Here is a 19,803-nt window from a genome sequence, read left to right as displayed (position 1 = left end):
CCTATTAGCTTTGCCATTTATACCGCAGTGACACGGAAGCTACTCCCCGACGTATGCTTCCAATTCTTTCACCGCGCGCACTGGCCCATTTTCCTGCTTTAAACTAGCTGCTGTTTCTTGAGCTTTCGCAGCAAAAGCCGGGTTGCCTTCCACCGTATTCACCCACTGCGCCAACTCGCTGGGCCACTGCTTTTTCCGGCCGATCATCGCCACGCCAAGGCGTTGACATTCGCTGGCCCAGAAAAATTGATCCGCAATATGCGGGATGATGATCTGCGGCGCGCCCGCATGCAGCGCAGAAGCCGTCGTCCCGGCGCCGCCATGGTGGATCACCGCTGAAGCCCGCGCAAACAAGCGGTCGTGATTGGCGTGGCCGATCAGTTTGATGTCGCTTCGCTCGGCGCCGGGCAGTTGGGCAAAGCCCGCCCAACCGCTTTGCACAATCAGCTTTTTGCCCTTCGGCCAACGCTGTAAGAGCTCAGCAAACTGATCCGTCGCGCCGTCCCAGGTAACGCTGCCAAAATTCAACACCGGTACGGGTTCATTGCCGCAAAACGCGTCCAGTTCGGCTTCCAGCGCTTCGTCGGGCGGCGTCTGATAACGGCAGTAGCCCACGTAGAGAAAACGCGGGTCCACATCGCCCGTTTGGGGCGCAAACAATTTCTCTGAAACCGTAACCAACGCCAGCGGCGCCGGGCGGCGAAAAAAGCTCCAGTTCGTCGAGAGCTGGTGCGCCTTGAGCACATCGCCAATTACGCGATTGAGGCTGATGCGCACGGCGTTGTCGGCAATCGCCCACCAAAGCCCACGCCAGGCGCGCCCGAGGGCGCCCGGCAGCCAGGGGAAATCCAAATACGGCAGCGGCGCCTGCGTTGCCGTGGGCACGGCGTTGTGCGCAAAGGTCGCCACGGCAAACTGCGCGCCTTGCTTCTCCGCCAGCGCCTCCAGGCAGGGATACAAATACGACGACAGCAGCAGGTCCGCGTCCGCCGTCAGCGTTTCCAGGATCGAAAAATATTCCTCATAGTCGCCCAGACCAAACTCGTAAATGCGCTTGAGCTGATTCATCGGCGACTTGATGCGCGACAGCTGTTTCATCGCGTCCCGGCCATCCTCGGTCGACCAGTCTGGCGGCGTTTCGTGAAACGGCACGCCCGCTCCCTCGATCAATGGCTGAAACAAAACCGGCGCCACAAACACCACCCGGTGCCCGGCGTCAATCAACGCACGGCCCAGCGCCACCATGGGCACCATGTCCCCTGTCGAACCGTGACTGGTGATGACCACGCGCATAGTGGATAGATCAGGGAACTGCTAGTCGAGGTCGGCCAGAATCTCGCGCAATTCAGCCGCAGGATCGTCGTGATCTTGGTCTACGGCAAGTTGAAGCGCATCGGCCAGGATCGGCTTGGCGGCCTCGACATCGCCGGTTTCCAGTAAGCTCTTCCCCAGCAAAATGCGCGGCATCATCCAGTCTTCGCGACTGCTGACGCAGAACTGCAGATGCTCCTGCGCATCGGCATATTGCTTTTCGTCGAAGAGCGCCTGCGCCAAGCTGTAGCGAAACAAGCTGTTGTTCGGATCCTTGGCGACTTTCTCTTTAAAAATGTCGGAGCGATTGTTCATGAACCTACCGAAGGGCGCCCACTCACAATTCGCAACTCCCAACTAATCCCCAAAAAAGACTTTCCACTGGATTGATTTCGCTTTTGGTTAAAGGCTTGAACGTTGAACGCCTGAAATCGACACTGCGCTGGCTGAAGCAAGCCAACCAATTGGATTTTTTCCCGCTGCGCCACCATGTCCGTCATTATAATGCGGCCATTGCCGGGGCGGATTTCCGGGCTGGGCTCAACGTTGCGCTCCTCGCCTTTCCACAGGGCATGGCCTATGCGCTCATTGCCGGACTGCCGATTCAGTATGGCATTTACGGCTCGGCGGTGGCGGCGATTGTGGCCTCGTTTTTCGCCGGCTCACGCTTCATTACGCTGGGCCCGACGAACGCCACCTCGGTCACTTTTGCCTCGGCGATGGCGGCGCTGTCGATCATCAACGAGGAAGCCCGCGCCGCGATGTTGCCCCTGCTCCTGCTGATGATTGGCGGCTTCATGGTCGTCGGCGCCTATTTGCGCGTGGCCAACGTCATCCAGTATATTTCAAGAACGGTCGTCACGGGCTACATCACGGCGGCGTCGCTGCTCATCATTGTCGGGCAGGCCAAGAACGCGCTCGGCATCACCTTTACGCCCGACGAAAAAGAGCGCGCCACCACCTTTTTCGAAAAGCTGATCGTCACCATCAAGCACCTGCCCGAGCTGCATGTGGAGTCCGCTATTCTCAGCGTGATCACCGCCGTCTTGTTCCTGCTGCTGCAAAAGAAATTCAAGGCGCTGCCCAATGTCGCCATCACGATGATCGTCGTATCCGGCATCGCGGTGCTGGCCACCAAAACCTTGAATCCCGACTTCGATTTCGAGCGCCATGCGCAAATGCTGACCCAGCAAAGTCAGGTCGTCGAAGCAGAGCTTTCGGAAGACATTTTACCGCCGGAATCCATCCCCCCCCGCTCGGATGAGTTTCCCGTCGAGAAGCGGGAGGATGAATTGCACCCGGAAGAAACGCGCATCTGGGCCGGCTCGGACATTCGCTGGCTGCAGCCCATCGACGCCAGCAACTGGCCGATCACGATTCCGAAAATCGATTTTGATTCCATCGCGCAGCTCGCCAATGTCGCGCTTGCGCTTGCGCTGCTGTGTGTGCTCGAAGGCTCCAGCATTGGCAAAAGTCTCGCGGCGCGCTCCGGCGAAAAGCTCGATGGCAACCAGGAAATGCTCTCCATTGGCGCCGCCAACATTGCCAGTGGTTTCTTTGGCGGCATGCCAGCCTCTGGTTCCTTGACGCGCTCGCAGCTCTCGTGGAGCAGCGGCGGGCGCACACCCGTGGCCTCCCTCATGAACGGCCTCATGGTCGCCGCCGGCGCCTTTGTCCTCGGGCCGCTCATCATGTATATCCCGCAATCCGTGCTGGCTGTGCTGGTAATTTTCATCGGCGTCGGGCTCTTCAACCGGCACGCCATCAAGATCGTCACCAAGGCCACGCGTAGCGACGCCGCAGTGTTTTACACGACCTGCGGCGCAGGCCTGCTGATCCCACTCGACACCGCAATCTACCTGGGCGCGGGCCTGAGCATTATTCTCTTTTTGCGCAAAGCGGCGACGCCGGAGCTGTCGGAGTTCGGCTTCGACGACGAAGGGGGCCTCTCCCAAATGGATGACGACGACAAGCCGAAGAACGCCGAGGTGTCGATTGTCCACGTGGAAGGCGATTTGTTCTTTGGCGCCGCCGAAATTTTCGACGAGCAAATGCGCCGCGTCGCCGAGCGTGAAAACCTGAAAATCGTTATTTTAAAAATGCGCAACGCGCGTCACCTCGACGCCACATCCGCCATGGCCATCGAAGAGTTGGTGGGCTACATGAACGAGCGCGACCGCATTTTAATTCTGAGCGAATGCCGCGAGGAATGCATGAAGACGCTAACCGACTCCGGCATCCTGCAAACGCTCAACCCGAAAAACGTGTTCCCGGATCACCACGCCAACCCCACGCTCTCCACTGCCATGGCTCTTGGCCGCGCGCAGGAAATCCTCGGCGACCAGGAAGTGGACATCAAAATCTACGTCAACCCCAACAAACGCAAGAAGGTCGGAGAAGAGTAATAAACTTTGCAGTGCAAAGTTTTGAAATTATGAATTATGAATGCTGAATGATGAAAGGAGACTGATGAAGTGAAAGGCAGACTGACCTAAGTCTCATCCGATTTCGTTTATCTGGTTTTCATAATTCAGCATTCATAATTCATAATTCATAAATAACCACCATGCCTGAGTTAGCCGAAGTCGAATATTTCCGCCAGCAGTGGGACCCCGGAATCGGCGGCAAAGTCAAGCTTGTCGAGTGCAATCCTAAGGCGCGCATTTACCGCGATTCATCGACTGCAGAAATCACCGAAGCGCTGACCGGCGTCACGCTGCGTGCGTCCTTTGCGCAAGCCAAGCAAATGCTGTTTCAGTTTTCCGGCGGACGCTGGCTGGGCTTACATCTTGGCATGACCGGCAAGTTACTTTGCAATGCAAAGCAAGCTGAGCGCGGCAAGTGGGATCACTTCGTCTTGCGGCAAGCATCGCGCACCTTAGTCTTCCGCGACCCGCGTCAATTCGGTCTGCTAAGGCTCCATATTGGCCAAGCGCCGCCGGACTGGTGGACCGAAATTCCGCCGCCCGTTTTATCCGACGCTTTCACGCCGGACGTCATGGATGCATTCCTTGCGCGACGCGCAAAGTCGCCGATCAAAGCTGTCCTGTTGATGCAGGAGCGTTTCCCTGGCATTGGCAATTGGATGGCGGACGAAATACTCTGGCGCGCGCAGATTTTCCCCGAAACCAAATGCGCCCAACTCACCGCTGTTCAGCGCAATACTCTGTATCGCAAAGTTCGTGAAGTTGCGGCCGACGCCTTGCGCGCCATCGCTGGCGCCGGTGGCGAACTCCCACCCGATCTAAACGTTAACATCCCCGAGAGCTGGCTCTTCTGGCATCGCTGGCGCGACGGCGGCCATTGCCCCAAAGACGGCGAAGCTTTGCAACGCAAAGCTGTCGGCGGCCGCACCAGTTGCTTCTGCCCTCAGTGCCAGCCCAGCGTCCCGCTGGACCGGTAGATTTGCCCGATGGGCAAATGGCTTAGCGATGTGTATGAGGCAACGTGGCGGCGGCGCATATTGACGTAGAACAAGCGTATTGGCGTAGCACAGGCGTCTCGCCTGTGTACCGATCCCATCTAACTGAAACAACACAGGCGAGACGCCTGTGCTACCTCAGAGTCCTTGATTAGCCATTGGCGCCATGCGCCAATCCGGATGCAACGGCACGCTGCCTAGTCGGATGGGAGGGGAAAGTCGTCGCCGGTCTTGGTGATCCAGTCCTGAAGGAGCGCCTTGAGCTCACAGCGCTTCTTGTAGTACCACGTATTGAATGCCAGGTTCGTTTGCTCGTAAGGATCGTCGTTGAGGTTATACATGAGCCAATGGCCGCCTCCGCGCACGGCGGCGTATTTCCAACCATCCCTGGTGACCACGCAACGCCAGGCATAGCCGGATTCACGGTCGCCAATGAGTTGTAAAAAGGCGCTGTCAGGTTCTTCGTGTATACGGTCCGCGTAATTTACGCCGGTGCGACGGTGAGAGTAGTCAAAGCCCTCCATCCAATCCGGAGTCGCAATGCCGCAAAGGCCCAGCGTCGTCGGAGCAATATCCACGTGGTTCAGCAGGCAGTTATTCTTGCCGGCGATCTTGTAATAATTCATCGGCTCGCCGCCGCCCATGAGAAACGGCACACGCGCCGACTCCTCGTAAGGCACGCATTTGCCATAGGCGCCCTGGCTGCCCATTTGATCGCCATGATCGGAGAAAAAGATGAGATGCGTGTCGTTGATCATCTCCTCTGCGCGCAGCAAATCCATGATGCGGCCCACGTTGTGATCGATGTTCTCGATCTGCGCATAATAGCCGGATAAATCAATGCGTGTCCGCGCGATCTCCTTAACCGGCACATTGGGCCGTAGCTCCAGTTGCTGCGCCTGATAATGTCGGTGCTCCGGCGGCGCCAGGCATGGCACGTGCGGCGGCTGAACGGAAACCACCATGAAGAACGGCTTATCGGAATCCTTGCGCGCCTGGATGCGTTGCAGCGCCATGTCCGTCAGCGCGTCGGTTTCGTAATCGATCACCTTGAAATGCGGCACTTCCTGATCTCCCTCGTGCCCGTGGAGATAGCAGTCCCATTGGCTGTTGTTGTTTTCGTAGCCAATCCAGGTGTCGAATCGCATGCGATCCTCCCTTGCCACCGTCCGCGTCACGGTGCGCCCTTCGCTCTCCTTCATCCCCGCGAGGTGCCATTTGCCGAGGTAAATCGTCTCGTAGTCATGCTCGTTGAAGACATCGGCGATGATCTGGTAGGAGTTTTCCAGCTTGTCCTCGTGAATTTTCACCGAGTGGTTGTGCGCGTAACGCCCCGTCAACATGCTCGCGCGAAACGGACAACACAGCGGGTAGCCGGACACCGCCTGGGTGAATGCGGCGCCGCAAATGGACATGTTGTCGAGGTTCGGGGTAAAGACGTTGGGGTCGCCATTGTATCCCGTGGCCTGGCCACGCATTTGATCACAGACGAACCAGATGACGTTGGGTTTCTTCATCGCAATCCAGTTAGAAACAGCCGCTCAACGATGTCGAGTAACATAGACGGAGAAATTTCATAGGCCGTTCCCCGGCTTCTGGCGCGAGCAACCCGGGACAGAAGTTTGATCTTTTTTCCTTTCATCCCGCGCGTGAGGTGTGTTTGTTCTGGCCCATGAAAGTTTTGGTCATTGGTTCTGGCGGTCGTGAGCACTCGTTGGTCATCGCCTGCAAGAAAAGCCCCCTGGTGGACGAAATCATTGCCGCTCCCGGCAATGGCGGCATGGCGCTGGACGCAGATTGCCGCGCGCTGGATGTCAATAACGTCGACGCCATTGTGGCTCTCGCCAAAGAAGTCGCGGCCGACCTCGTCATCGTCGGCCCCGAAGCGCCTCTGGCCATTGGCGCCGCAGACGCCCTCCGCGCAGCCGGTTTCGATGTTTATGGCCCCAACCTCGATGGCGCGCGCCTGGAGGCCAGCAAGACCTTCACCAAGGAATTCCTGATCAACAACAAGATCCCCACGGCCTGGGGCGAGAAGTTCACGGATTTCACCAAATCACTGCAATACCTGCAAAACGCCGAATACCCGCTCGTCATCAAGGCTGACGGCCTGGCTGCGGGCAAAGGCGTGCTCATCTGCCAGAGCTTCACCGAAGCCGAACAGGTCGCGCGCGACATGCTCGTGAAAAACTCCTTTGGCGTAGCGGGCCACGAGATTCTGGTGGAAGAATTTATGGACGGCGAGGAAGCCTCCATCATGCTCATGGTCTCCGGCGAAGACTACATTATGCTGCCCGCCAGCCAGGACCACAAGCGCGTGGGTGAAGGCGACACCGGTCTCAACACCGGCGGCATGGGCGCCTATGCGCCAGCAGCAGTGGTCAATGACGCCGTGGAAAAGAAAGTCCGCGAGGAAATCATCATTCCCACGCTCAAGGCGCTGAAGGACGACGGCATCGACTACCGCGGCACACTCTACGTGGGCATTATGGTGATGCCGGACGGCCAGCCCAAGGTGGTTGAGTTCAACGTCCGCTTTGGCGACCCCGAGTGCCAGATTTTGCTGCCGCTCCTGGAGCAAGACCCGGTGCAGCTCATCCTGGACTGCGCCCGCGGCGAGCTCAAGCCCGAGACCGTGCGCGTAAAGGACGAATATTCGATGATCGTCGTCATGGCCGCCGGAGGTTACCCGGACGCCTACCGCAAGGGCGACGTGATCAGCTTCCCGGCGGAATTGCCGGACAATGTGTCCATCGTTCACGCCGGCACGGTAAAGAATGACGCAGGCGAAATCGTCACCGCTGGCGGCCGCGTGCTGGGCGTGGTGGCCAACGCCCCCACCCTCCAGCAAGCCAAGGCAGACGCCTACCAAGTCGTCGAGCAGGTGAAGTGGAAGAACGCCTTCTACCGCCGCGACATTGCCTGGCGCCAACTGGAGCGCGAGAGCTGAAGATAACTTCGTCTTCGTTTTTTCGTGCATGGGCCGGGCTTAGCGCTATAAGTTTTCCTCAACATGCCCGAGCGCGATCACATCATAATCGTCTGCACCGCAAACATCTGCCGCAGCCCCATGGGCGAGCGATTGCTGGCGCACGGCCTGGCGGCGGAGGACTCTCCGCTCAACAAGCTCAAAGTCGTCTCTGCGGGCATTTCGGCCTACAACGGCGATCCGGCCTCGCTAAATTCAGTTAAGGCGCTGAGCACCGTCGGGCTGGACTTGCGCAACCACCGCAGCCAGCAAATCAGCCAAGATTTGCTGGATCGCGCTTTTGCCGTCTTCTGCATGACGCAGACTCATCGCACGCTGATCGAGGTTCATTTCGAGCACATTCCCAAGCACATGTATTTGTTCCGCGAGCTGATCGGCGGCGACGCCTCCGTGGAAATCCCCGACCCCTTTGGCCGTGATCTGCCGGAGTATGAGCTTTGCCGCGATTCCATGGTCGAGGCCATCCCCAGCTTGCTCAAATTCCTGCGTGAGCAATATCCACTTTACTACAATTCCTAAAATGAAAATTTCCATCGGTTCCGATCACGGAGGTTATGACCTGAAAACGACGCTCATCGAGACGCTGAAAGCCGAAGGCCATGAGGTCATCGACCGCGGCGCCAAAGGGCTTGAAAGCGTCGACTACCCGGACTTCGGCGAGGCCGTGGCCAGGGATGTGGTGAGCGGCGAGGCAAACTTCGGCGTCGCCATTTGCACCTCCGGCATCGGCATCAGCATCGCGGTGAACAAGGTGCATGGCGCACGCGGCGCCGTCTGCCACAACGAGGACGCTGCGGAGTTTTCCCGCCTGCACAACAACGCCAACGTCATCTGCTTCGGCCAGAAATACGACACGCCTTACATGGCGGCGAAGATGACCCGCATTTTCATCAATACCCCCTGGCAAGGCGACGGCCCAGGCGGTGAGCGCCATGCCCGGCGCGTCGAAAAAATGTCTGCCCTCGAAGCGGAAGATTAATTTCCTGCCAACCTCACCGATAGAGACGGCCAATCATGTTCTTCAGCCGGAAAACAAAAGCGCCGATCATCATCCCGTTCAACCAAAGAGTAGCCGCTTTTTGGACTTGGTTTGCGGAGCAATCAGCCCGCTTTTACGAAACCCTTGAGTCTGGCAAATGCCCGGATCTGACGGATGAAGTCAGCGCCAAGTGCGAAGACATCATTCCTGGCCTCGCGTGGGTCTTTGGCGCTGACTCCGAGGCTAAGGGAGGCCACTCCTTCACCCTTTCCCCGGAGGGCAACAGCCACAAACGCCTGCTCACCGAATTCTGGCTCTCACAGGCCCCGGAGCTGCCTGGCTGGACCTTTTATGCGAGCCGCCAGCCATCACACGATTTCAACGAAGGCATCAAACTGGAAATCAACGGCCAGAGCATCAAAGCCGGCGAAATCTGGGTCACCCTGCATGCACAGCGCGACAGCCAGGTCATCAACCTGAGCGCCTGGCACCCCGCCTTCAGCGAGCTGCCCGAAAACGCCGCCTACCAGATCATCTTCATCATGCTCGATGAAGCCCTGGGCGAGGACGCCGTGGAAAACCACATTGGCGACATCCACATCCGCAATGACAAGCTGGCCAAATCCGTCCCCATTCATGAGCTGCGGCAGGAGGTGGAATCGATTCGCGCCAGTTGGCAGGCGCCCGAGCAGTTTGGCGCTTACTCCATTTACCGACTGCCCGAGCCCGACGACAGCTTTATCCGCTCGGACACCCTGGTCGGCAACACCCGCCACCGCCGCTTGATCAATGACTTCCTCGGCGAGCGCGGCCAGATCCCGGAGAATCCGTTTGAGGGCATGGGGGCCGAGTTTGTCTTCGTGTCCTTCCCCTCCAGCCATCTGCCCAGAGGTGAGGAGTCCTCACGTCGCGGCGAGATCGAAGAAGCCATCGAAAAGGCGCTCAAGCCCGAGCTCCGCGGCGAGTGCATCGGCGGCGCCACCGGCGCGCGCTTATCTTATATCGATCTCCTGCTTTACGATCCCGGCGAAGAGACCAAAGACAAGCTCCGCGAGGCGCTGGCGGCCTTCGGGCTCACCGGCGAGGCCAAGCTGCATCCTTTCATCGGCAACGCCAACCAACCACTCTGCGAATTGTGAGGCCGAAGCGGCGACGTTACAAACAAGCCGTCCCATTGCAATAGTTGTCGCCCGCCCACAATGTCATAATGGCAGCATGCACGAAACGCCTCCACCCTTACCTCCCTCCCAAGACGAGTCACATTTGAATTCACTCGCGATTGCGCACTACGCCATTGGCGGCGTGGGAGTGCTCTTCGCCTGCATGCCCATCATTCATATGTTGGTCGGTCTAAGCTTCCTGCTCGGTACGAACCCCATGCTCGAAGAAATGCACAACGCGCCGCAGACCTTCCCCTTCCCGATGAGTATGTTTGGCTGGATCGTCTTTGGAGCCGGTTTGTTTTGCTTTCTGGCCGGACAGGCGTTGGCGATTGCGACCATCATTTCGGGGCGAAAAATCAAGCAGCGCCGAGATTACTACTTCTCTTTTGTCGTGGCTTGCATCAACTGCATCTTATTCCCCATGGGCACCGCACTTGGCGTGCTGACGCTGATCGTGCTCGTGCGCCCGTCGGTCAAAGCCATCTACGACCAGGCCAGGGCATAAGAACCAGCCTGCTGTGTAGAAGTATGAACCCACTGATCCGAGAAGCCCGGGAATGCTGGCCAAAGGCCCAGCCATCGAAGCGGAATGATGGAAATTGGTGTTCGAAGAAAACCTTTTGCTATCGGCATATTCTATGCATACTCTGTATCAAAGAATGTCTGGTAAGTTGGCGGATTTGCCTGATAGTCTTCATGACCGAAAAGGTAATGTAACAAAGCATATCGGTTCATTTCGTCAAAAACAGGACTACCCTAGCTTCGTTAGAGACATGCGGAAGGCAGGCATAGCATTCAAAGCACAACAAGACGCGCTGGGTGAGCATTCACATCACACCGACTCTTAGCATTCTACAAAATGGAATAATATGTGCAAAGCAACCATCATCGGAAATGCAGCAGGTGGAAAGTCAACCATCTGCAAAGCCATCGTGAAAAAACACAAACTACCACTTCACCCGGTGGATAAAATTCAGTGGAAACCAGGTTGGGTCGCTGCACCAGAAAAAGAAGTGGCTTCCGAAATTCGAAAGGTCATAGAGCAAGATAAATGGCTCTTAGACGGATGGGGGCCTTGGGAAACAATAGAAGGACGATTTGAAAAGGCCGATACGATCATCTTTGTGGACCACAGCGTCTGGATTCACCTCTATTGGGCGTTAAAGAGGCAACTTAAGGCTCTAATCAATTCGAAGTCCGTAGAGAAACCAGAAGGGTGTAATTTAGTCCCGATGACATGGAAGATGTTGAAAATGATCTGGATGATCGATCGAGACATACGACCGAAGCTGCTAAAGTTGGTTGAGAGCTACCAAGGAAAGAAAGATGTTTTTCACATTCAATCACCGAAAGAACTAAAGCAATTTGCCTTAGAACAATGCTAAAAAAACAATTCGAACAAGCCGATGGAGCTAACGAATAAGGCTGCGCCTTTTTTCGTATCCCATGTTTACGTTCTGCAAATTACATGAAACATCGAATCTCAGCTGGTGCTATTGTCTTTGATGGCGATCGAATACTCCTCGTTCGCCACAAGAAAGAGGGAAGCTACGATTTCTGGGTCGCTCCGGGCGGCGGAGTAATCGACACGGAGGGCATATGCCAAGCAGCAAAGCGCGAAGTCAGGGAGGAGACCGGATTAAATGCCGAGCCAATTCGGCCAGTTTACTTGGAGGAATTCCATGAGCCCACTACTCGGCATATCAAGACGTGGGTTCTGTGCGAGCTCTTGGGCGGTGCGATCTCGGTTGAAGCTGAGGAGGCAACTCGTGAGCACATTGTTGAAGCCCGCTTCTTCACCGAGGACGAAGTGATGAACGAGCCGAAGGACGTTTTTCCGTTAATTCTTCGTGATCGAGTTTGGGAGGATAAGAAAGCTGGCTTCGGGAAATTCGAATACCTTGGCCTGCGAGCAATGGAATATTTCTGAGATTGGATATGAAGAAAAGCGGACAAAAAATGCCCGAATGTTCACTTTTTTTGTTGGCAAACAACCTGGAGCCAAGTAGTGTTATTTTGAACATTTCACTTAACCCCAATCCATCCCTCTGAGCTAGCGCGGATCGCCTCGATCTACAGTTTCAGCTCGGTGGCTGGCATTCTTTCAGCATGGGGTGCGGATCGAGATCCCGCTCAACGGGACAGGCTGATCACGCACCCTGTTCTGAACTCACCACGCCCAACTTTCGAACTCTACGAACCTTCGAACTTCCAAACTCCACAACTCACCGCCATGAACCACACTCCCACCATTCCGCCGAGCCCGACATAGCCTGCGGCTAGTCCAGTCGATGCCGTGCGACTGCATTCGTTTTCGCGCGCGCCTTGAACCGTTACGATGGGGCCCATTCAACGCCTGCCTGGTGACAGCAGCTAGCCCGTTGACGCCCCCAGGTTTTAATCCAGTAGATGCGAGGCATCTTCTGGCAAGGTCCGCGTGAAATTATGCCAGTTTACAGATCGCCCGCATCGACGTTTGTGCGACCGACACAACGGGTCGCCCGCCTTCCGCAATCTCCCCCTTGGACTGCGGGATGCCTTGCTGCGCCACAATATTCCCCCCAAGCCCGATTTGCCCCCCCCCCCGGGGGCTCAAACATCGAATCCACTACAACCTCACCCACCTTACCCACATTCCTCACCTTACCCACACTACCAACCTTACCCACCGTACCCACATTCCGAACTTTCAAACCTTCGAACCGTATTTTTCTTTGCGATCCGCGCAAAATCCCTCAACGTATTCACCTTTTACTATGATGACCGAAGCAACTTCCGCCTTAGACGCCACCCCGCTCGCGCAGCTTGATCCCGATATCTTCGCTGCCATGGAGCAAGAACGCGCCCGTCAGCAAAGCCACATCGAGCTGATCGCCTCGGAAAACTTCACCCTGCCCGCCGTCATTGAGGCCGCTGGCAGTGTGCTGACCAACAAGTATGCCGAGGGCTACCCGGGCAAACGCTACTACGGCGGTTGCGAATACGTCGACATCGTCGAACAAATCGCCATCGACCGCGCCAAGGCCCTCTTTGGCGCCGACCACGCCAACGTGCAGCCGCACTCCGGCAGCCAGGCCAATTTCGCCGTCTACGCCGCCACGCTCCAGCCCGGCGACAAGATTTTGACGATGAACCTGTCCGACGGCGGCCACTTGACCCACGGCAATCCGGCCAATTTCTCGGGTAAACTTTACGAAGTCGTCCACTATTACGTGAGCCCGGAAGACGGCCGCATCGACTACGATGGCCTCGCCGCCCAGGCCGAGAAGGAAAAGCCCAAGATGATCACCGTAGGCGCCTCCGCCTACCCGCGCGTCATCGACTTTGCCCGCATGGGTGAGATCGCCAAGAGCGTTGGCGCCCTTCTGCTGGCCGACATCGCCCACATCGCCGGCCTCGTCGCCGCAGGTGAGCACCCCTCCCCCGTCGGCATCGCAGACTTCGTCACCACCACCACGCACAAGACGCTGCGCGGCCCTCGCGGCGGCCTGATCATGTGCAACGAAGAGTTTGCCAAGAAGATCGACAGCGCCGTGTTCCCCGGCGGTCAAGGCGGCCCGCTGATGCACATCATCGCGGCCAAGGCCGTTTGCTTCCAGGAAGCCGCCAAGTCGGCCTTCAAAGAATACGCCAAGCAGGTCAAAGCCAACACCGCCGCCATGGCTAAAGCTTTGATGGATAAAGGCTATAAACTTTCCAGTGATGGAACCGATAATCACTTAGTGCTCGTTGATCTTCGCCCCAGCCATCCGGATCTGACCGGTAAGGTCGCCCAGATTGCTTTGGATAAGGCCAACATCACCACCAACCGCAACACCGTCCCCGGCGAAACGCGTAGCCCGTTCCAAACCAGTGGTTTACGTCTCGGCGCCCCCGCAGTTACCTCCCGTGGCATGAAGGAAGCCGAGATGGTGAAGATCGTTGAAGCCATTGACTTGGTACTGAGTGATCCGGAAAGTGAAGAAAAGATTGCACAGGCTAAAGCAATCGCCCTAGAATTGTCACAACAGTTTCCTCTGCCTTACTAAGCAGGAAAAATCTCTTGAACCCTTGAAATAATCGTCTTGTCGCGCGAAAATATGCTTTTCAGCCGCAAGGAAGTGATATTCATAAAATAACCTGAAGATAATAATCATCAATCGTTGGCCTCAAGCCAGCGTGCTAATCCCATAACCCGATTCCCGGAAAATGACACTATCTCGTAAAGCAATCAGCCGAAAAGGCTTCACCCTCGTCGAACTGTTGACGGTCATCGCGATCATCGGCATTTTGGCCGCGATTCTGATCCCTGCCGTCGGTAAGGTTCAAGAATCCGCCAAAAAGTCCGCTGCGTCCAGTAATGGTCGCCAGATCGGCTTGGCCTACAACACCTATGCTAACAGCGGCGGCAAGACCCGTAACATCAAGGCTGACGACACCAAGGAAAATCTCGGCGCCTCCACCGTTAGCGATTATGCATGGATCCTCGCGAAATACGGCGGCTTGAATGATGGCTCCATCTGGTACATCGAAAGTGACGACGCTCTTGCCAACGCAGACATTCCCCAGACCGTTCTCGATGACACCGAAAATGACACCGTGCTCAAGAAGGCAGATGTCGGCGGCCCAATCAGCTGGGGTGTCATCACCGGCCTTTCCAAGAATGCGCCTACCAGCACCACGCCACTAGCCGCCACTCGCGGCCTCGGCACCACCGGCACATCTACCGAGTGGAACGACGAAGACTCTCCTTGGGCTGGTGACGGCGGCCACGTCGTCTTCCTCGACGGCCACGTAGCTTGGTACCAGGACTTCACTCTTGATCCACTTCTGGAATACGGAAAGAGCTCCTCTGCTGACAACATCGCTGCTGCCGTCAATGAAGGCGCAACTTACGTCGAAGATAGCAGCGACTAATCGCGCTCCATATCATTTCGAAAGGCCGGATTTCGATCCGGCCTTTTTTGTTGCTTATAGCCTGACGCGTTTGAAAGATACCGGAAGATTTCTTCCACTTACTCCCAAATCGGGCTTTAGTTCTCGCATTTCGCAATTGGGATAGTATCTTGCTAGGGTACTTAGATTTGTTCACCACCCATGACACCCACGTATATTATTGGTCATAAAAATCCGGACGCTGACGCCATCTGTTCCGCGATTGCTTACGCTGCCTACAAACAGGCCATCGGCGAAAAGGGCTACACCGCTGCGCGCTGTGGCAACTCCAATGCCCGCATTGACGCAATTCTCAAGCGCTTTGACCAACCCCTCCCCCTCTTTCTCGGCGATGTAACCCCACGCGTGCACGACATCATGCGGCGCGACATGCATCGCATTGGCGACAAAGCCACCTGCGCCGAAGCACTGGAAATCATTGATGAACATGACATTCGCTCACTGCCGGTCGTGAATGAAAAGGGCGTGCTCGCTGGCCAGGTATCCATTTTTTCTTTGGGCGAATTCTTCATTCCCAAGCCCAAAGAGCCGCGCAAGATGCGCCACGTGCATACCTCCATCGGGCACATCATTCGCTCGCTGAAGGCAGAAGTGCTCAACGTGGTCGACCCGGAGTTGACGCAGGACCTCTACGTCCGCATCGGCGCAATGGACATCCGCTCTTTTGGGGCATTTACCGAAAGCGAGGGCGTCACCTTCAAGGAAAGCGTGGTGGTCGTGGGCGACCGCTACGACATTCAACAGAAAGCAATCCAGGGCGGCGCCCGCCTGGTGGTGATCACCGGAGGCTTGGACGTCGATAAGGAGGTGGTCGAATTCGCCCGTGACCGCGGCGTATCCCTCATTGTCAGCGAGGCTGATTCCGCCACCACATCCTGGATTATCCGCACTGCGACGCTTCTGGCTCCGATGATCGACACCGAAGTGCCCACCTTTGGCGCAGATGAAAAAGTCAGCTCCGTTAAGCGGAAAATCGCCAATTTGAGCGCCCCAATTTTCTGCGTGGTTGACGAGAAAAAGCATCTCATTGGCCTATTCTCCAAAACCGACTTGCTGAAGCCAGTCCCCACTCGCCTGGTGCTGGTCGATCACAATGAGCTGGGCCAGGCAGTCAATGGCGCGGGCGAAGTCAACATCGTTGAAATCATCGACCACCACCGGCTGGCGAATCCCGCAACTGCGCAGCCAATTTACTTCCGTAACGAAATCATCGGGTCAACCAGCAGCATCATCGCAAGCCTCTTCCAGGCGGCCAACATCACGCCCTCCCCGGCCATTGCGGGCATAATGCTGGCGGGCCTCGTGTCCGATACTCTGAATTTGCAAAGCCCGACCTCCACGCCCAAGGACGCCGAGTTGCTCCCCTGGCTATCCGAGATTTCCGGGGTCACCGTGGAGGAAATGTGCGATCTGGTCTTCAATTCCGGTTCCATCATTCTCACTTCGACGCCTGATCGCGTCATCGAAACTGACTGCAAGCAATACGACCAGGGCGGCATCAAGTATTCCGTTTCCCAAATCGAAGAGCTTGGCTATGAAAACTTCTGGAAGCACCACGATGCCATCCAACAGGCGCTGGACGCCTACCTGACCAATAACGGGCTGGACTTCTCCTGCTTGCTGGTGACGGACATTAACCAGCAAAACTCACTGCTCGTTACGGCCGGAGAAAGCGAAATTATCAGCAACATTTCATTTTCCCACGTGGACACGCATCGCAATATTTTCGATATGCCTAGCATCGTATCCCGCAAAAAGCAGCTCATCCCCTACCTGAGCAATCTGCTCGACAGCATGGGAGTCGAGGCAGTTTAGGTTGCACTGCCCAGTTTTAACCCCATTGTGAGCCTATGAACCTCTCAGAAGCTGAGGAGCAATCCATGCGCACGTTAGTCCACGACATGAACGGACAGATTTTCCTGATCCGGGGACACTGCGAAATCATCAAGCGTGCTCCTGAAGGTGATCAAATGGAAAAAAGCCTGCACCAAATACAGGCTGGAACAAATGAACTGGAGCGGATTGTTCGCGAACTGCGCAAGCAACTCGGCTTTCCCAAAGTCCACTAGCAATTTTTGCTTAAAATTTGATCGTTCAATCCGATGATTACCATTGTCATACATGGAAACATCTATACAGCGATCGACCAAGGTCCATAATCCGCACAGCGCTGCGCCTGAACTCAGCTCAATCCGAGACTCTGCAGTTCTCGCCTTACGGGGCGCCGCTGAAAACTTGTTGGACACCGCATTGGCCGACATCTGGCGCCCCCTGTCAACGAGCACCGAAAAACGCGCTGCCAACCCGCAGCATCGTGCTTCCTGAAGCAACGGCCGCCTCCAAATCTCCGCTCATGCCCATGGATAACTCCGGCAGCGAGCAGTCAAACTGCGCTGCCAGTTGATCACGCAAATCACGTAGACGGCGGAAACAGTTGAATGCCACGGCAGGGTCCTCAGCCAACGGAGCGATCGTCATCAGGCCATCAACGCGTATGTGGCTCATGTCCAAAGCGAGCTCAAGCACACCAGCCGTATCCGCCACATCCAATCCAAATTTCGCAGGGTCATCCCCCGCGTTAACTTGGAGCAGAATCGGTAAACGTCGGCCTAATTCACCGGCAGCCGCATTCAGCTTGCGCAGCAGTTTCGCGCTGTCCACAGATTGAATGCGGTCAAATTTCTCCGCCGCCAACCGGGCTTTGTTTGATTGTAGGTGGCCGATGAGCTCCCAGCGGATTCTAGTTTGCCCCGCGTCAATCTTTTCCAGCGCTTCCTGCACCCGATTTTCGCCCACTACATCATAGCCTGCCCGCTCGGCAAACACGGCTGCGTCGACTGGATGCGTCTTCGTGACAGGCATGATACGGACCTCAGACGGGGCACGCCCCACCGCCTCGCATGCCTGCTGCAGACGCGCTTGAATGCGTTGGTGGTTCGCCAGAAACTGCTCGTAAGTAATCACTTCGAAATTCAATAAGTTTTGCTATTTTTACTATTGCAAACGAATAAGATATCGTGATATTAGGTTTAATTATGCATATCGAAAACTTGAAAATCTTTTCTGATCTCGTTGAAAGCCAGAGTTTTTCCAAAGCGGCAAAGTTAAATGGCATCACTCAATCTGCTGTCAGCCAGCAGCTACGCGCCATGGAAAAGCACTTTAATGCGCTAATCGTTGACCGCAGTCAAAAGCAATTCCATCTCACCCGCGAAGGCGCCAAGCTCTATGAATCCTCCAAAGAGCTGCTCCACCTTTACGAAAAGCTGATGAGTGAGCTGCAAGAGATGAAAAAAGTCATCAGCGGCACCATTCACATTTCCACTATTTATTCAATCGGTCTGCACGAGCTCCCCCCCTACGTGAAGGAATTCCTGCAGGAGTTTCCCGACGTCAATGTGCGCGTGGAATACCGTCGCGCCAACCTGGTTTACGAAGACATTCTGCACAATGCCGTGGATTTCGGTTTAGTAGCCTATCCCCAAAAGCTGCGACAGCTCGAAACGATTCCCTTTCAAGAAGACCAAATGGTCGCGATCTGCTCACCGAGCTGTCCGCTTGCAAAGCAAAAATCAGTCGATCTGAAGGAGCTGGAAAACTACAAGTTTATTGGCTTTGACCCCGACATCCCCACTCGCAAAGCCACTGATCAGCTTTTCCGCGACAACAAGCTTGATATCGACCCGGTCATGGAGTTCGACAACATCGAGACCGTTAAGCGCGCGGTTGAGATCGACGCTGGTGTTTCGCTTGTCCCCTCCACAACCGTCATTCAGGAAGTTAAGCAAGGGCTACTCGCCTCTGTGCAACTACGCGGTAAGAAAGTGACGCGACCACTGGCGATCGTTCACCGCAAGGGTCGAGTTCTCACCCCAGCGATGAAGAAATTCGTCAAGCTGCTCACCTCCAAAGATCTGATTCATAAGGACAGCGATTAACGCGCCCTAAACATCGATCACATCATCCGGCTTGTCGGGTTTATCGGAACCCGCCTTGCCGCGATTGACTTGCACCCGTACGGTCCTGCGCCCCCCGAGTAGGGAGTTGGCGAAAAAGTGCGTGATGCTCACAACGATTGCCCCCCACAACGCGGAGCCAAAGCTCGTGACTTCGAAGCCTGGGACAATGCTGCTTGCGATCCAGAACAACAGACCATTGATGATCACAACGCCCAGCCCCAGCGTGAGGACTACGAATGGCAATGTCAGCAGGAGCAATATCGGCCGCAGAAAAACATTGAGCAGGCTAATCAGCAAGACGCCGAAAATAAGCGCAGCATTGCTGTCAAAGCGAATCCCATCACTGGTCCAGGCAGCGATTAATACTCCCAGAGCAATGATTACCCAAGACCGCAGCCAAGCGAGCCAGTTTTGTGCTTGGGGTTCAGCCATTATTCAGCTTGCTCGGCCTCAGCCTTTTCTTCCGGCTGCGCCTCAACCTCTACACTCGTCGGCTCCATCGAAGTTTTTTCCAGCATATCGCCGCCAAGCTGATCCAGGATGTGCATGCCAATGAACTCCTTCTCTTCATATGGCTCTTCGTAATACGCATTTGGCTCGACGGTTTTCTTCAAAAACAAACGCACTTGATAGCGGTAAGGCGGGGAAACGACTCGCTTGGATGTCATCATCATGCCATCGGGCTCCAGGGTAATCGTCATATTGGCGTTCGATTTCTTAACGAAATTCGAATAATGGACAATGAGCTTATCGACCTGTGGCTTCACCAACAGATCTTCCGCATTGAGAAAATAGGCCTGAAAATTGTTATTCACGATGCGCAGATTCAGCTTCGCAGCGCCCCATTCCTCTTCATTGATTTCGACGTAGAGCCCCAGCTCGGGTTCCAGCTTCTGCCCTTCAACAACTTGGCCAAAGAGCGAAGCGCCAGCCCCCCAAAGCAAGAGGGCGAACACAAATCGAATGCTGGTTGCAAAATTCATAAGCGTATCTGTATCAACACTCCGACCAATCCTCAAGCGGCAAGTTCCCACAAGGGTCAATAG

General features: G+C 55.8%; 21 protein-coding genes. 14 read left to right on the top strand and 7 right to left on the bottom strand.

All coding sequences use genetic code 11. From position 1 onward, the window contains the following. Positions 1-39 precede the first annotated feature (39 nt). Together RBB63_RS19035 and RBB63_RS19030 are read right to left on the bottom strand one after the other, a co-directional pair. Entirely contained in the window at positions 40-1,293 is a 1,254-nt protein-coding gene (locus tag RBB63_RS19035) for a glycosyltransferase (protein ID WP_309386662.1), read from the bottom strand. Positions 1,294-1,314: 21 nt separating this feature from the next. After that, positions 1,315-1,626, bottom strand: coding sequence for a tetratricopeptide repeat protein (locus RBB63_RS19030; RefSeq protein WP_309386660.1), 312 nt, complete (start codon positions 1,624-1,626; stop codon positions 1,315-1,317). Between the two features lie 95 nt (positions 1,627-1,721). On the opposite strand from RBB63_RS19030, the gene RBB63_RS19025 reads away from it, so the two are divergent. Next, a complete protein-coding gene (locus RBB63_RS19025) occupies positions 1,722-3,716 on the top strand; it encodes a SulP family inorganic anion transporter (protein ID WP_309386658.1) in 1,995 nt (664 codons plus the stop codon). Between the two features lie 161 nt (positions 3,717-3,877). Then, entirely contained in the window at positions 3,878-4,714 is an 837-nt protein-coding gene (locus RBB63_RS19020) for an Fpg/Nei family DNA glycosylase (RefSeq protein ID WP_309386657.1), read from the top strand. Positions 4,715-4,929: 215 nt separating this feature from the next. On the opposite strand, the gene RBB63_RS19015 is transcribed toward RBB63_RS19020, so the two are convergent. Next, positions 4,930-6,249 carry a sulfatase family protein gene (locus tag RBB63_RS19015; protein ID WP_309386655.1) on the bottom strand — a complete coding sequence of 440 codons (1,320 nt, stop codon included), beginning with the start codon at positions 6,247-6,249 and terminating at the stop codon, positions 4,930-4,932. Positions 6,250-6,404: 155 nt separating this feature from the next. Between RBB63_RS19015 and purD the strand changes: the two genes are divergently transcribed. The 7 genes from purD (at position 6,405) to RBB63_RS18980 (ending at position 11,793) form a co-directional block, all read left to right on the top strand. Next, a complete protein-coding gene (purD, locus tag RBB63_RS19010) occupies positions 6,405-7,682 on the top strand; it encodes a phosphoribosylamine--glycine ligase (protein ID WP_309386653.1) in 1,278 nt (425 codons plus the stop codon). A 63-nt stretch (positions 7,683-7,745) separates the two neighbouring features. Then, positions 7,746-8,240: an arsenate reductase/protein-tyrosine-phosphatase family protein gene (locus RBB63_RS19005; protein ID WP_309386652.1), complete on the top strand. Its 495-nt coding sequence runs from the start codon at positions 7,746-7,748 to the stop codon at positions 8,238-8,240. Position 8,241: 1 nt separating this feature from the next. Continuing rightward, entirely contained in the window at positions 8,242-8,700 is a 459-nt protein-coding gene (locus RBB63_RS19000) for an RpiB/LacA/LacB family sugar-phosphate isomerase (RefSeq protein ID WP_309386651.1), read from the top strand. A gap of 35 nt (positions 8,701-8,735) precedes the next feature. Then, a complete protein-coding gene (locus tag RBB63_RS18995) occupies positions 8,736-9,839 on the top strand; it encodes a hypothetical protein (RefSeq protein WP_309386649.1) in 1,104 nt (367 codons plus the stop codon). 76 nt (positions 9,840-9,915) lie between these two features. After that, the gene (locus RBB63_RS18990) at positions 9,916-10,368 is read left to right on the top strand and encodes a hypothetical protein (protein WP_309386647.1); all 453 of its coding nucleotides are present in this window, start codon (positions 9,916-9,918) and stop codon (positions 10,366-10,368) included. A 364-nt stretch (positions 10,369-10,732) separates the two neighbouring features. Then, complete coding sequence (locus RBB63_RS18985; protein WP_309386646.1) at positions 10,733-11,248, top strand: P-loop NTPase family protein; 516 nt, start codon at positions 10,733-10,735, stop codon at positions 11,246-11,248. Positions 11,249-11,331: 83 nt separating this feature from the next. After that, the gene (locus tag RBB63_RS18980; protein ID WP_309386645.1) at positions 11,332-11,793 is read left to right on the top strand and encodes an NUDIX domain-containing protein; all 462 of its coding nucleotides are present in this window, start codon (positions 11,332-11,334) and stop codon (positions 11,791-11,793) included. A 263-nt stretch (positions 11,794-12,056) separates the two neighbouring features. Here the strand turns inward: RBB63_RS18980 and RBB63_RS18975 are convergent, their stop codons facing one another. After that, complete coding sequence (locus RBB63_RS18975) at positions 12,057-12,212, bottom strand: hypothetical protein (protein WP_309386643.1); 156 nt, start codon at positions 12,210-12,212, stop codon at positions 12,057-12,059. A 407-nt stretch (positions 12,213-12,619) separates the two neighbouring features. Here RBB63_RS18975 and RBB63_RS18970 point away from each other — a divergent pair, with 407 nt between their 5' ends. The 4 genes from RBB63_RS18970 to RBB63_RS18955 all read left to right on the top strand — a co-directional run bounded on the left by RBB63_RS18970 (position 12,620) and on the right by RBB63_RS18955 (position 16,867). After that, positions 12,620-13,891 carry a serine hydroxymethyltransferase gene (locus RBB63_RS18970; RefSeq protein ID WP_309386642.1) on the top strand — a complete coding sequence of 424 codons (1,272 nt, stop codon included), beginning with the start codon at positions 12,620-12,622 and terminating at the stop codon, positions 13,889-13,891. A gap of 160 nt (positions 13,892-14,051) precedes the next feature. After that, positions 14,052-14,759 (top strand): type II secretion system protein, encoded by a 708-nt coding sequence (locus RBB63_RS18965; protein WP_309386640.1) that lies wholly within the window; start codon positions 14,052-14,054, stop codon positions 14,757-14,759. A gap of 180 nt (positions 14,760-14,939) precedes the next feature. Next, the gene (locus tag RBB63_RS18960) at positions 14,940-16,613 is read left to right on the top strand and encodes a putative manganese-dependent inorganic diphosphatase (protein WP_309386638.1); all 1,674 of its coding nucleotides are present in this window, start codon (positions 14,940-14,942) and stop codon (positions 16,611-16,613) included. A 35-nt stretch (positions 16,614-16,648) separates the two neighbouring features. Then, positions 16,649-16,867, top strand: a complete 219-nt coding sequence (locus RBB63_RS18955; protein WP_309386637.1) for a hypothetical protein — start codon at positions 16,649-16,651, stop codon at positions 16,865-16,867. 205 nt (positions 16,868-17,072) lie between these two features. Here the strand turns inward: RBB63_RS18955 and RBB63_RS18950 are convergent, their stop codons facing one another. Beyond that, a complete protein-coding gene (locus tag RBB63_RS18950; RefSeq protein WP_309386636.1) occupies positions 17,073-17,774 on the bottom strand; it encodes a YggS family pyridoxal phosphate-dependent enzyme in 702 nt (233 codons plus the stop codon). Positions 17,775-17,833: 59 nt separating this feature from the next. Here RBB63_RS18950 and RBB63_RS18945 point away from each other — a divergent pair, with 59 nt between their 5' ends. Further along, the gene (locus tag RBB63_RS18945; RefSeq protein WP_309386634.1) at positions 17,834-18,736 is read left to right on the top strand and encodes a LysR family transcriptional regulator; all 903 of its coding nucleotides are present in this window, start codon (positions 17,834-17,836) and stop codon (positions 18,734-18,736) included. 6 nt (positions 18,737-18,742) lie between these two features. Here RBB63_RS18945 and RBB63_RS18940 read toward each other — a convergent pair whose 3' ends face one another. Both RBB63_RS18940 and RBB63_RS18935 read right to left on the bottom strand, forming a co-directional pair. After that, complete coding sequence (locus tag RBB63_RS18940) at positions 18,743-19,189, bottom strand: phage holin family protein (RefSeq protein WP_309386631.1); 447 nt, start codon at positions 19,187-19,189, stop codon at positions 18,743-18,745. Continuing rightward, a complete protein-coding gene (locus tag RBB63_RS18935) occupies positions 19,189-19,740 on the bottom strand; it encodes a hypothetical protein (RefSeq protein WP_309386630.1) in 552 nt (183 codons plus the stop codon). The genes RBB63_RS18940 and RBB63_RS18935 overlap by 1 nt, the downstream gene beginning before the upstream one ends. Positions 19,741-19,803: the final 63 nt, after the last annotated feature.

This window comes from Cerasicoccus frondis (assembly GCA_031296915.1).
GTDB lineage: Bacteria > Verrucomicrobiota > Verrucomicrobiia > Opitutales > Cerasicoccaceae > Cerasicoccus > Cerasicoccus frondis.
This window is presented reverse-complemented; position numbering and strand designations above follow the sequence as displayed.